Raw genomic sequence first — 11,433 nt, forward strand, 5'->3', positions numbered from 1 at the left:
CGCCGGCTCAGCGGTACAGAATCCCGCCATCAATCAACGGCGATTGCCCGGTCATGTAATCCGAATCCGGCCCCGCCAGGTACGACACCAGCCCCGCCACATCCTCCGGCGTTTCCGCCCGGCCCAACGCAATCCCGTCCACATACTTCTTGTACGTCGCCCCCACCTCGGCGCCGGTAATCCCGGCCATGCGCTTGTCGATCTCGACCCACATGTCGGTGCCCACCACACCCGGGCAGTAGGCGTTGACGGTAATCCCGTCAATGGCCAGTTCCCTCGCCGCGGCCTGGGTCAGCGCACGCACGGCAAACTTGGTGGCCGAGTACACCCCCAGCAGCGCAAAGCCTTCATGGCCGGCAATCGAGCAGGCATTGATGATCTTGCCCTTCTGCTTCAGCGCCTTGAATTTCTTGCCTGCGGCCTGGATGCCCCAAAGCGTGCCCTGCACGTTGATACGCAACGTGCGGTCGACTTGTTCCGGGGTTACGTCCAGCAGTGCGTCAATCTGTGCGACACCGGCGTTGTTGATGATGATGTCGAAGCCGCCCAGGGTCTGGTGGGCATGGTCCACCGCCGCGACCACTTGCTCCAGCTTCGAGACATCGGCGACATACACCGAGGCCTTGCGCCCCAGTGCAACCACCTCGGCCGCCACCGCTTCAATCTTCGCGCTGTTGATGTCCACCAACGCTATGTCGGCGCCGTCCCGCGCCAGGCGCAGGGCGATGGCCCGGCCGATGCCCTGCCCGGCGCCGGTCACCAGTGCAACTTTTCCAGCGATACTCATGACGATCTCCTTCAACGGTGAGAGAAGCCTTGTCTATCGCAGTTGCCAGGGGCCGCTGTCGAGCAGCAGCAGGATTGATCTGCGGGCTGAGACGGGACGTCTCAAAGCGAACCATTCTCGAAAACTTGTAAAACGCCGCCGTTATGCCTAGCTTATGCGCCCTCCGCTCTGCGCTCTCAGGCCTTCCCCCATGGTTTTGCGTCTTCGCCCCGCTGCCCCTTCACGTTTTGCCCTCGGCCTGTTGCTCAGCGCAGGTATTGGAAGCAGCCAGGCGGCTGATATCGAGCTGCCGGAGGTGAAGGTCCAGGGCCAGGATGAATCCGGCTATAACACCGACACCGCGTCGGTGGGCGCTTTCAATGAGGCGCCGTTGCTCGACACGCCGGCCTCGATCGCGGTGTTCAACGAGTCGTTGATCAAGGACCAGCAGGCGCGCTTGCTCAGCGAAGTGCTGCGCAATGACGCCTCGGTGGGCGACAGCTATGCGCCCATCGGCTACTACGAAAACTTCGTGGTGCGCGGTTTCTCGCTGAATGCCGCCAGCAGTTACAAGATCAATGGCCGCACCATCACCGGCGAGCAGAACGTTGCCCTGGAGAACAAGCAGCGCGTGGAGCTGCTCAAGGGATTGTCGGGTATGCAAAGCGGGATTTCCGAGCCCAGCGGCGTGATCAATTACGTGACCAAGCGCCCGGAGGATGTGCGCTCGGTGACGGTGTCCACCGATGATCGCGGCAGTGGTTACCTGGCCACCGACGTGGGCGGCTGGTTTGGCAGCGAGCAGCAGTTCGGCCTGCGCGCCAACGTGGCCCATGAAGACCTGCATTCCTATGTCGAACATGCCAATGGCCACCGGGATTTCCTGTCCCTGGCGTTCGACTGGAACATCAGCCCCGACGCGGTATTGCAGCTGGATGCCGAGTATCAGAACAAGCAACAGCGCTCGGTGCCGGGTTATCAGCTGCTGGGCGGGACCGAGGTGCCGCACGACGCGTCGCCGAAAAAACTGCTGGGGCATCAGAGCGGTGCGAATCAGGTAGGGATTGATTCGCTGAACCTCAACGGCAAGTTTGAATATCGCTTCAGTGACCAGTGGAAAGGCAGCGTCAGCGCGGCACGCAGCAAGGTGGTGATTGATGATTACAGTTCGTTTGCGTGGGGCTGCTACGGGTCCGCGAGCTGTGCCGGGGCCAAGGTACCGAACTACTTCAGCCCGGAAGGCAACTACGATATCTATGACTTCCGCAGCCCTGATGACACCCGGCGCGATGATGAAATCCAGGCCGCGATGACCGGGTTGTTCAATACCGGTGGCCTGGGGCATGAGTTGACGTTTGGCAGCAGTGCGTTTCGGCGAGTGGTGGACAAGCGCGAATCGGTCAACGAGATGATTGGCTCCGGCAATATCAATCAGGACCCGGAAAACTTCGCGCCCACCGATAAACCCCTGAACGATAGCCATCGCAACCTCGACAGCCGCCAATACGGCCTGTTCGTCACCGACCGCATCAGCTTCAACGAGCAATGGCAGACCATCGTGGGTGGCCGCGAAGTGCGCCTGGACGAAAAGGCTTTCGATGATCAGGGCAACGAGTCGCGCCACACCCGGCAGTATGTGTTCCTGCCCCAGGCGGCGCTGATCTACAAACCGATTGAAAACCTGTCGCTCTACACCAGCTACAGCAAAGGCCTGTCCCTGGGCGGTACCGCGCCGTGGTTTGCCCTGAATAAAGATGAAACCCTCGCCCCGACAGTTTCCCGCCAGATCGAAGCCGGGGTGAAATACGACTGGCGCCGCATCAGCTTTGCCGCCGCGATCTTCCAGACTCGCCAGGCCTATCAATATGCCAGGCCGGATGACGCCGGCGACTACACCTACGTGCAACAGGGCGAGCAGAAAAACACCGGCCTGGAATTGTCCGCCAACGGCTGGGCCACCCAGCGCTTGCAGATCGCCGCCAGCGTCGCGGCCATCCGTGCACGGGTGACGGGCAGCGGCACGCCGGAATACGAAGGCCATCAGGCGATCAACGTGCCGAAACTGCGGGCCAGTCTGTACGCCGACTACGCCCTGCCCTGGGTCGACGGCCTGGCGCTGCTCGGCGGCGTGCAATACAGCGCCAACAAGTACGCCAATCGCACCGGTGATGTGGAAGTGGGCGACTACGCCATCGTCAACGTCGGCAGCCGCTACACCACCAAACTCGATGGCTATGAAACGGTGTTTCGCCTGAGCGTCGACAACCTGTTCGACAAGCGTTACTGGCGCGATGCTGGCGAATACATGGGCGATGACTACCTGTTCCAGGGTGCGCCGTTGACGGCGCGCTTGAGTGCCACGGTCAATTTCTGACGGTACGCGGGATCGCCAGGCATAGCGCCGCCAAGGCGCACACCAACAGGGTCCAGCCCAACTGCTGGACCCAGGCTGCCAGGGTCAACCCCACCCCGATCACCAGGTAATACAGCAAACCGAACAAGGCACCGGCGGTGCCAAGGCGGTCGCGATAAGCCGTGAGTGCCGCCCCCAAGACATTGGGAATCGCCATGCCGAAGGCCATGACCACCAACAGCATCGGCAACACGAACAGCCAACGGTCCTGTAACAGCACCACCAGCACGCTGCCCACTAACATCACGCCACCGGCTGCCAGCACCAGCTGTTCGCTGCCGGCCCCGCGCTTGAGCAACCCCTTGTTGAGCCAGGCCCCAAGCCCCGAGCCCAACGCCAGCAGGACGCCGCTGTAGCCGAACTGCTCGGCAGACAACCCCAGGCGCTGGAACACAAACGGCCCCAGGCTGTAATAGCTGAACAGCGCGATATTGAAGACCGCGACCAGCCCCACCGAACGCCACAGCGCCGCATCCTTGAGCATCAGGCCCAGGGTGCCGCGCAACGACGCTGTGGGCAGCGAGGCCGGGCGGGTTTCCGGCAAGGCCCACAGGCACCAGGCCAATAACGTCAGCGCCAGCAGCAACAAGCCTGTGAGCACCCCGCGATAGCCAAAGTGCTGCACCAGGCCCGCGCCAGTGAACAGGCCAATGGCGGGGCTGGCCGCCAGGGCAATGCCCACGACTGAAAACACCTGCGCCAGCCCGGCACCGCTGAAGCGGTCGCGCAGCACGGTTTGCGTCACCACCGACCCCACCGCCGCACCAAACGCCGCCAGCGCCTGGGCCAGCAACAGGCCGTTGAACGAACGCACGCCCAAGGCCAGCGCTGTGGCCGCGCCATAAAGGGCCAACCCGGCCAGCATCACCGGGCGCCGGCCGAAGCGGTCACACAAGCGTCCCCACACCACGACCCCGAACGCGAAGGCCAGAAAGTACACCGACAAGGTCTGCCCCGCCGCCTCGGGCCCTACCGCAAACGCCTGGCCGATATCCGCCAGCGCAGGGCTATACAGGGTTTGTGCGATTTGCGGGAACATCAGCAGCGCCACCGCCAGCACCAGCAAGTTTTTCAACATCATCCAGACGCTCTTCACGAGTAAACAGGCCAGGGAGTCTAAACAGCGGCAGCTGGCGTATTATCCAGACTTCGACACCTTATCAATGAAATCGGACATCCCATGGCATGGCTGGCGGCGCAGACACCTTTCGATCCCGACCGCTTCGACGCGCCCGTGGTGGGCATCGCCGCCCTGCTGGGTGATCACGACTCCGGTGTACATCAGCATCAGCGCGGGCAATTGCTGTTCACCCAACAGGGCTGCACGCGCATTACCCTGGCCAACCAGCTGTGCCTGTTGCCGCCCACTCGGGCAGCGTGGATTCCCGGCGGTGTGCCGCACCGGGCAGTGATGCAACAGACCGTGGATTACCGTTCGGTGTATGTCAGCCCGGCATTGGCCGGGCAGTTGCCGGCACAAGTGCGGGTGATTGAGGTGAGTGCGCTGCTGCGGGCGGTGCTGGAGCCGATGGCAATGGCGGCGTTCGACACCGATTGGCAACAGGGCAAATACGCGCATTTGCTGGCGCTGTGCCTGAGTGAAATCCGCGAGGCGGTCGAGCAACCGCTGCTGCTGCCCCTGCCCACGGACAAACGCCTGGCGCCGTTATTGCAGAACCTCGACACCCTGCCGCCGGAGCTGCAAGCCTTGCAACGCCAGGTGGCCGCCAGCGGCAAAACCATCGGCCGGATCTTCCTGCGGGAAACCGGCATGGGCTATCAGCAATGGCGCCAGCAGTGGCGCCTGATGCGCGCCATCGAGCTGCTCGCCACCGGGCTCAGTCTCGGGTACTGCGCCTTTGAGTTGGGCTTTGCCAGTGACAGTGCGCTGATCGCCTTCTTCAAGGCCATGACCGGCGCCACGCCACGGGGTTACTTCAAGTGAATGCCGACTGGCTGTAACCCGGTGGTAGATCGGCTTCACTGATCGTTCCCGCGCTCTGCGTGGGAATGCATCCCGTGACGCTCCGCGTCACCCGTACGCAAGACTTGAGCCTTGCATCGCCCGCTGGACGCAGAGCGTCCGGGGCGGCATTCCCACGCAGAGCGCGGGAACGATCAGTCATCCCGGCGTCTTGTCGGGTTATTTAGGCATCTTGCGAAAACCCACCGCCAGACGGTTCCAGCTGTTGATGGTGGCGATCGCCACGCTCAGGTCGACTTGCTCTTGCGGGCTGAAGTGGGCGGCCAGTTCGGTGAAGTCTGCATCCGGTGCGTGGGTCTGGCTGAGCAGGGTCAGGCTTTCGGCCCAGGCCAGCGCGGCACGTTCACGGGGGGTGAAGAACGGCGTTTCACGCCAGGCCGACACGGTGTACAGGCGGCGCTCGGTCTCGCCCCCCTTGCGGGCGTCGGCGGTGTGCATGTCGAGGCAGAAGGCGCAGCCGTTGATCTGCGACACACGCAGGCGCACCAGCTCCAGCAGCGGCAGTTCGATGGACAGTTTGCCGACGGCAGCCTCCAGGGCCAGCATGGCTTTCATGGCATCCGGGGAAGCGGTGTAGAAGTCGGTACGAGCTTGCATGGTGATACTCCAGAACAGTGGGGATTGGTGTCTAGAGTAGTGACGAGGGGGCATTGGACAAATAGCCAATCCGGGGAAAGATCAGGTAGCCAATGGGGCCAATCCTGACGATCACCCCGGCCCTGCGCCTTCACCGCGAAACGCACTGGGGCTCAGCCCGGTCCAGCGCTTGAACGCCCGCCGAAAACTGCGCACATCGCTGTAGCCAACTTCCTCGGTGATCCGTTCGATGGACAACCCCGGGTTGCTCAGCAAGCCCATGGTCCTTGCCCTGCGCACCTGTTCCAGCAAGCCCTCGAACGTCAGCCCATGCTCGGTCAGGCGCCGGCGCAAGGTACGCCCGCTCATGTTCAAGTCACTGGCGACCTTTTCCAGCTGGCTGCCCTGCAAATCCCGGGAAATCGCGCGCTCCACCGCCTGGATCAAATCCATTTTCTGATGCAGTTGCGCGCTTTCCAGTTCCAATAGTTCCAGGGCCTGGCGCAAGGCCAGGGCATGGTGATTGGGCAGCCGCACATCCAGCCAGTGGCTGGCCAGGACCATGCGGTTATGCAGGCAGCCAAAACGCACATCCGCACCCAACAGCTGGTGATAGTCAGCGACATAGGTGGGCGCGGCGTGGATAAATTCGACCCGCAGCGGCATGAAGCCCTCGCCCACCAGGGCGCGGCCATACACCATCAGGCTGGCGAAGAACTCCTCGGCGGCAAACACCTGCACCTCGGCGTAGGGCAGCAGGCATTCGATATCGACGAAAACTTCCTGGGGACCTTCATGGGTGCGCGAGGTGGCGATACCGCCGGAGGTGTGCTGATGACGTTCCCCGATGGCAAACGCATCGCGCAACGTCTTGCACAGTGAAATCACATGGCCGAGCAGGCCCAGGGTGCCGAGTACGTTCTGATGGCCTACCCACAGGCCCAGCCCCTGGTCGGGCAACACCTTGAGTGCACGCTGGATCATCGCTACCGCCTGGCGATAGGAAATGCGCTGGGCCGGGTCGTCCAGGTCGGCCAGGGTGAATCCCAGGCCACGGCACAGGTGCTCGGCGCTCGCGCCTTTTTGCGCGACCACTTGGCCGAGGGTTTGCAACAGAAATGGCGAGACCAGGGCCAGATCATAGTGCGGATCAACGGCTTTCCTTTGCATGGATCTTCGATTCCCGACTGAGTGCTTCAGTTCTTGTTTTGGAAACATCCTGACAATCATAGGCTCTTGCAAGAACTGCTGCACTCTGGATGAAAGCTGTCCGCCAAAGTCCCCCTATGTGGCCGCCAATACCCTGCCCCGCCGGGCGCCGAGGGCTTATTTCTATAGGCAGCGTCGTCCTGATAATAATAATGAGCCCAGACATGAACACGACCCGTGCGTTTTACCCCGTGCAACTCGCCCTGTTGACCCTCATCAGCCTGCCGGCCCTTGCCACCGAAGGCGGCGTCGACAACATCGGCCCCGGCACCGATGGCTTCTACATCCTGCCGCTGGACGTCAACAACCTGCCCGACCACATGTTCGCCTTCAACATCTATTACAACCACTACGAAGCCAGGAAGCTCGATATCAGCTCGTTGGGTGGCAAGGTGCCGGACGTGAAGATCAAGTCCGACGCGATCATCCCGCGCCTGGATTACCTCAGCCCGTTGCGGGTATTCGGCGGGCGCCTGGGCGGCTACATCGCCCAGCCGTACCTGAAGCAACAGGTGTCGCTGTTCGGCATGTCCGACACCCGGGAAAGCATGGGCGACACCACCGTGGCGCCGATCATCCTCTGGGACCTGGGCAAGAACCTGACAGTGGGCACCGCCCTGGAAATCACCCTGCCCACCGGCGAATACGACGCCACGCGCCTGGCCAATACCAGCAACAATTTCTACACCTACAAACCGTTGGTGTCGGCGACCTGGATGCCCAACGAGCGCACTGAGCTGTCGATCAAGACCACCTACAGCTTCAACAAGGAAAACCCCGACACCCATTACCGGTCGGGGCAGATTTTTCACTTCGACTACTCGGCCAGCTACAAGGTGACGGATAACCTCAGCCTTGGGCTCAACGGCTACTACCTCAAGCAGACCACCGACGATAAGCAATACGGGCATACCGTGGTGAACATCTATGGCGAAGATGTGGATGACGGGGTCAAGGGCCAGGTGTTTGCGATCGGTCCGGCGGTGTATTTCACCTTCCTCAAGTATGCGAGTGCCGAGGTGCGCTGGGCCAAGGAGTTTGATGTGCAGAACCGGCCGGAAGGCGACATGTTGTGGGCGAAGTTGACGATTCCGTTTGCCCTGTAAACCCGACAAAAACTGTAGGAGCGAGCTTGCTCGCGAAAAACGTCAACGATAACGCGGGCTGCCTGGAAGACCGCGTCGTCCTTGGGTTTTTCGCGAGCAAGCTCGCTCCTACAGTGGGACGGCGTTGTCAGGTGTAGACCGGCCAGGTATCGACGATTTTCCCGCCCCGCACTGCCAGCAAATCCCCGAACTGCAACAGCACGAACTCACTCTGGGTCGGACGCAGGAACACTTGGTCTTCCACGTTCAGCCCCACCTTGGGCGAACCATTGACCATCTCCTGATTGGAGCTGCGCCCGTACAGGTCATTACTCTGCAAGCCCTTGGGCGATTCAAACTCGGCCATCCAGTTACCCCCATAAATAAAGAACGTGGCGCGCTGATTCGCATCCCACCACGAGAACAACCGCGACTTGCCATCCAGCGCCGGAATGTCCACCGGCCCGGTGCTTTTCAACACGGGCGTGGCGATATAGGCCGCCGGCACATGCTCGCTCAGCGACGGCAAGTCATAGTGCGTCGGCTTGAGCAACGCCGTGCCCACCGACACCTCGCTGCTGAGCTTCTCCTGCTCGTGAATGCGATAGCTCGGGCTGCCTGCCGTATTCAACGTCAGCCCGTCGCGCCACAGCGGCGCAAAGTGCTGGCGGGTGTAATCCACATAGCCGTTGTAGCGCTGCATGACTTTGTCGAACAGGTCCTGGGGCGAGCCGAGAATCCCCGGCACGCCCATGCCCACGAACGGGTCGTAGCCCATGAACCCACTGAATTCCAGCTGCTGCGGATGAGCGCTGATCAGCGTGAGCATTTGCCCCAGTACCGCGTTGTCGCTGATGCCGCCGCGATGCAGGCCCACATCCAGCTCGATATTGACCCGCAGTTTGGTGCCCAGCCCCTGGGCCAGCGCCAGGTATTGTTGCAGGCGCTCGGGCGTGTCCAGCAGCCATTGCAGCTGGCGGGACGGGTCGAACGGGCCCTTGTGGGTTTGGTAAAACAACTCGGCGGAACGCACCGGCAACGGCTTGCCCAGCAGGATGTCGGCGTCGGGAAACACCTGGGCGTCGTGATTCAGAAATGGCTGATGAAACGACATCAAGCGCTGGGTGCCGGCTCGCTTGGCGATGTACGCCAGCAGCCCCGGCGACGGCAGGGATTTCTCCACCAGCCGCAGATGTTTGCCGCCGCGCTGCACTGACTGCATCACCACGTCGATGTTGTGGTCCAGGCGATCGAGGTCGATCAGCATCACCGGGCGCATCGGCCCATGGGCCTTGAGTTCCTGGTTGAGGCTGCGGAAATACTCGGTGTAAGGGCTGCCCCGGTCGCCCGGCCTCAGCAAGATGGCACCACCCACCAGCAACACGCCGGTGCCGAGCATGAAATGTCTGCGGTTCATCAGGCCACTCCCAGAATAGACGACAGGTGCGCATTGAGGAATTTGCCGCTGGGGTCCAGCTCGCGGCGCACTCGGGTAAATTCCTCCCAGCGCGGATACAGCGGCTGCAAGGTGCGCGCATTGAGGGTGTGCAACTTGCCCCAGTGCGGGCGACCGGCGTATTTCCAGAAGATCGGTTCTACGGCGGCGAAGAAGTTGTGGTGGTCCATGGTGTAGTGCTGGTGCACGGAAATCGAACAGCTGTCGCGGCCCTCGAACATGCTCAGCGGAATGTCATCGGCCTTGACGTAGCGGTACTCGATGGGAAACCAGGTGCGCAGGTCCTTGTCGTTGATCAGCTTGAGGATTTCCCGCAGGCATGCCGGTCCGTGCTCGGCGGGCACCGAATATTCCATCTCGTTGAAACGCACGTTGCGCACGTTGGCGTACACCTGGAACGACTCGGCCACGCGGTCATCGAAGCTGGCAAAAAAGCGCAGGCTGTTGAGCAAGGTACGCCGGGCCTCGGGGAAATCGCTGCCGTATTTGTCGAGTTTCTCGATGATCGATACAAACTCGTTGCCGCCCGCCTCCGCCGGGTCGATGGGCGGGGTTTCGGGGTCGGTGGTTTCGTTCAGGGCGATGGACAGGGCGTAGTCGGAATGGGTCACCACGAGCATTTCCCAGTGCTGGTTTTCCCGGGTGTTCTTAGCCACGTCCTCCAGCAGTTCTTCAGTCTTGGCGATCCACTGGCGCTCCCTCAGGCGGTACGGTGCGCGGTTTTGCAGGCGGACCTGGGTGGCCACGCCGAGGGCCCCGAGGGACACCCGGGCGGCACTGAACACCTCGGGGTGACGCTTGGCGTCGCACTCCAGCACCTCACCCTGGGCGGTCACCAGTTGCAGGCCGGTGACGCAACCGGAATATGAGGTGAAGCCCACACCGGTGCCGTGGGTGGAAGTGGAGATCGCCCCGGCCAGGGTCTGGTAGTCGATATCCGCCATGTTCGGCAGCGCCTGCCCAACGTCTTTCAAGGCCTGGCCCATGCGCGACATCGGCGTGCCGGCGGCGAAGGTGGCCTGCACGGTTTGCGGGTCGTGATCCAGCAGGCCATTGAAGTAACTCAGGGACAGCAGCGTGCCGTCGGTGGGCACCAGGGCACTGAACGAATGGCCCGAGCCCACCGGCCGCACCTTGCCCGGTGCCTGGCCGATGACCTGCACCAGTTCATCAAGGTTCTTCGGCGCCAGCCGCGCCAGGGGCAGACAGGTTTGCGCCCCCGACCAATTGCGCCAGGGAATCAACCGCGGTGCCCGGGCCAGCTGGGCCAGTACCGGGTTACTGGTCAATGCCATGAACGCGCCGGCTACCGCGCCGCGCTGCAATAATTCTCGCCGTGAAAGCCCCATCGCCTACCCCGTTATTCTTATTGGATGTGTTGACCCGACATAAAGCTGATCAGCCCCAGGAATTGCTCTTCGGAGCACTGCACGCACATCCCCATCGGGGGCATGCCGTTGTAGCCATTGATGGTGTGGTCCAGCAGGGTGTCCGGGCCCTGGGCAAGGCGCGGGCTCCAGGCCGGGCCGTCACCGGTCAGCGGCGCACCGGAGGCCGGGTTGGCGTGGCACAGCTTGCAACTGGTGTCGTAGACCTGGGCCAGGGCTGCGTCGCCGGGCATGGCATTGGCCGCCGTGGCGCGTTCGGGGGGATGTTTCGGTTTGTCGTCACAGGCTGTCAGCAGGCAGGTCACGGCCAGCAGCAGACTGATGCGACGGGGGTTGATTGCCCGCATAGCCACCTTCTCTCTTATTGTGTGAAAGCGTGATCCACACTAAGGCAGCCAGGGCGCGGCGTTGAGGGTATTGGGGGACAGAAAGGGGGGCTTGGGCGGACAGTTGATTGAGCCGCAACGCCGATCAAATGTGGGAGCGGGCTTGCTCGCGAATGCGGTGCGTCAGGCACAAAATTTTTAACTGATACAACGCATTCCCGAGCAAGCCC

General features: G+C 62.2%; 10 protein-coding genes. 3 read left to right on the plus strand and 7 right to left on the minus strand.

Annotation, left to right across the window (positions count from 1 at the left end; translation table 11 throughout):
- Positions 1-7: 7 nt before the first annotated feature.
- Entirely contained in the window at positions 8-787 is a 780-nt protein-coding gene (locus HX873_RS30635; RefSeq protein WP_134326202.1) for an acetoin reductase, read from the minus strand.
- A gap of 190 nt (positions 788-977) precedes the next feature.
- On the opposite strand from HX873_RS30635, the gene HX873_RS30640 reads away from it, so the two are divergent.
- Entirely contained in the window at positions 978-3,140 is a 2,163-nt protein-coding gene (locus HX873_RS30640) for a TonB-dependent siderophore receptor (RefSeq protein ID WP_087694140.1), read from the plus strand.
- Here HX873_RS30640 and HX873_RS30645 read toward each other — a convergent pair.
- Entirely contained in the window at positions 3,130-4,260 is a 1,131-nt protein-coding gene (locus HX873_RS30645; protein ID WP_177123707.1) for an MFS transporter, read from the minus strand. The two genes, HX873_RS30640 and HX873_RS30645, sit on opposite strands and share 11 nt — an antisense overlap.
- Before the next feature lie 99 nt (positions 4,261-4,359).
- On the opposite strand from HX873_RS30645, the gene HX873_RS30650 reads away from it, so the two are divergent.
- Complete coding sequence (locus HX873_RS30650; protein WP_177123709.1) at positions 4,360-5,124, plus strand: helix-turn-helix transcriptional regulator; 765 nt, start codon at positions 4,360-4,362, stop codon at positions 5,122-5,124.
- A 198-nt stretch (positions 5,125-5,322) separates the two neighbouring features.
- Here the strand turns inward: HX873_RS30650 and HX873_RS30655 are convergent, their stop codons facing one another.
- Both HX873_RS30655 and HX873_RS30660 read right to left on the minus strand, forming a co-directional pair.
- Complete coding sequence (locus tag HX873_RS30655; protein ID WP_003219182.1) at positions 5,323-5,760, minus strand: carboxymuconolactone decarboxylase family protein; 438 nt, start codon at positions 5,758-5,760, stop codon at positions 5,323-5,325.
- A 111-nt stretch (positions 5,761-5,871) separates the two neighbouring features.
- Positions 5,872-6,909 (minus strand): AraC family transcriptional regulator, encoded by a 1,038-nt coding sequence (locus HX873_RS30660; RefSeq protein ID WP_102368645.1) that lies wholly within the window; start codon positions 6,907-6,909, stop codon positions 5,872-5,874.
- A 203-nt stretch (positions 6,910-7,112) separates the two neighbouring features.
- Here HX873_RS30660 and HX873_RS30665 point away from each other — a divergent pair, with 203 nt between their 5' ends.
- Positions 7,113-8,054, plus strand: a complete 942-nt coding sequence (locus HX873_RS30665; RefSeq protein WP_003219185.1) for a transporter — start codon at positions 7,113-7,115, stop codon at positions 8,052-8,054.
- Between the two features lie 127 nt (positions 8,055-8,181).
- Here HX873_RS30665 and HX873_RS30670 read toward each other — a convergent pair whose 3' ends face one another.
- From HX873_RS30670 to HX873_RS30680, 3 genes are all read right to left on the minus strand, one after another.
- A complete protein-coding gene (locus tag HX873_RS30670) occupies positions 8,182-9,390 on the minus strand; it encodes a DSD1 family PLP-dependent enzyme (RefSeq protein WP_177123713.1) in 1,209 nt (402 codons plus the stop codon).
- Between the two features lie 59 nt (positions 9,391-9,449).
- On the minus strand, positions 9,450-10,778 hold the full coding sequence (locus HX873_RS30675) for a D-arabinono-1,4-lactone oxidase (RefSeq protein ID WP_173883077.1): 1,329 nt from the start codon (positions 10,776-10,778) through the stop codon (positions 9,450-9,452).
- 77 nt (positions 10,779-10,855) lie between these two features.
- Positions 10,856-11,224, minus strand: coding sequence for a cytochrome c5 family protein (locus tag HX873_RS30680; RefSeq protein ID WP_177123711.1), 369 nt, complete (start codon positions 11,222-11,224; stop codon positions 10,856-10,858).
- Positions 11,225-11,433 lie beyond the last annotated feature (209 nt).

Origin of the sequence: Pseudomonas sp. P7758, from assembly GCF_013386485.1 — a bacterium.
GTDB lineage: Bacteria > Pseudomonadota > Gammaproteobacteria > Pseudomonadales > Pseudomonadaceae > Aquipseudomonas.

Coding starts and splice junctions, on each gene's coding strand:
- HX873_RS30660 (WP_102368645.1), bottom strand. CDS start 6,909: ATGCAAAGGAAAGCCGTTGATCCGCACTATGATCTGGCCCTGGTCTCG.
- HX873_RS30635 (WP_134326202.1), bottom strand. CDS start 787: ATGAGTATCGCTGGAAAAGTTGCACTGGTGACCGGCGCCGGGCAGGGC.
- HX873_RS30655 (WP_003219182.1), bottom strand. CDS start 5,760: ATGCAAGCTCGTACCGACTTCTACACCGCTTCCCCGGATGCCATGAAA.
- HX873_RS30645 (WP_177123707.1), bottom strand. CDS start 4,260: ATGATGTTGAAAAACTTGCTGGTGCTGGCGGTGGCGCTGCTGATGTTC.
- HX873_RS30650 (WP_177123709.1), top strand. CDS start 4,360: ATGGCATGGCTGGCGGCGCAGACACCTTTCGATCCCGACCGCTTCGAC.
- HX873_RS30640 (WP_087694140.1), top strand. CDS start 978: ATGGTTTTGCGTCTTCGCCCCGCTGCCCCTTCACGTTTTGCCCTCGGC.
- HX873_RS30680 (WP_177123711.1), bottom strand. CDS start 11,224: ATGCGGGCAATCAACCCCCGTCGCATCAGTCTGCTGCTGGCCGTGACC.
- HX873_RS30665 (WP_003219185.1), top strand. CDS start 7,113: ATGAACACGACCCGTGCGTTTTACCCCGTGCAACTCGCCCTGTTGACC.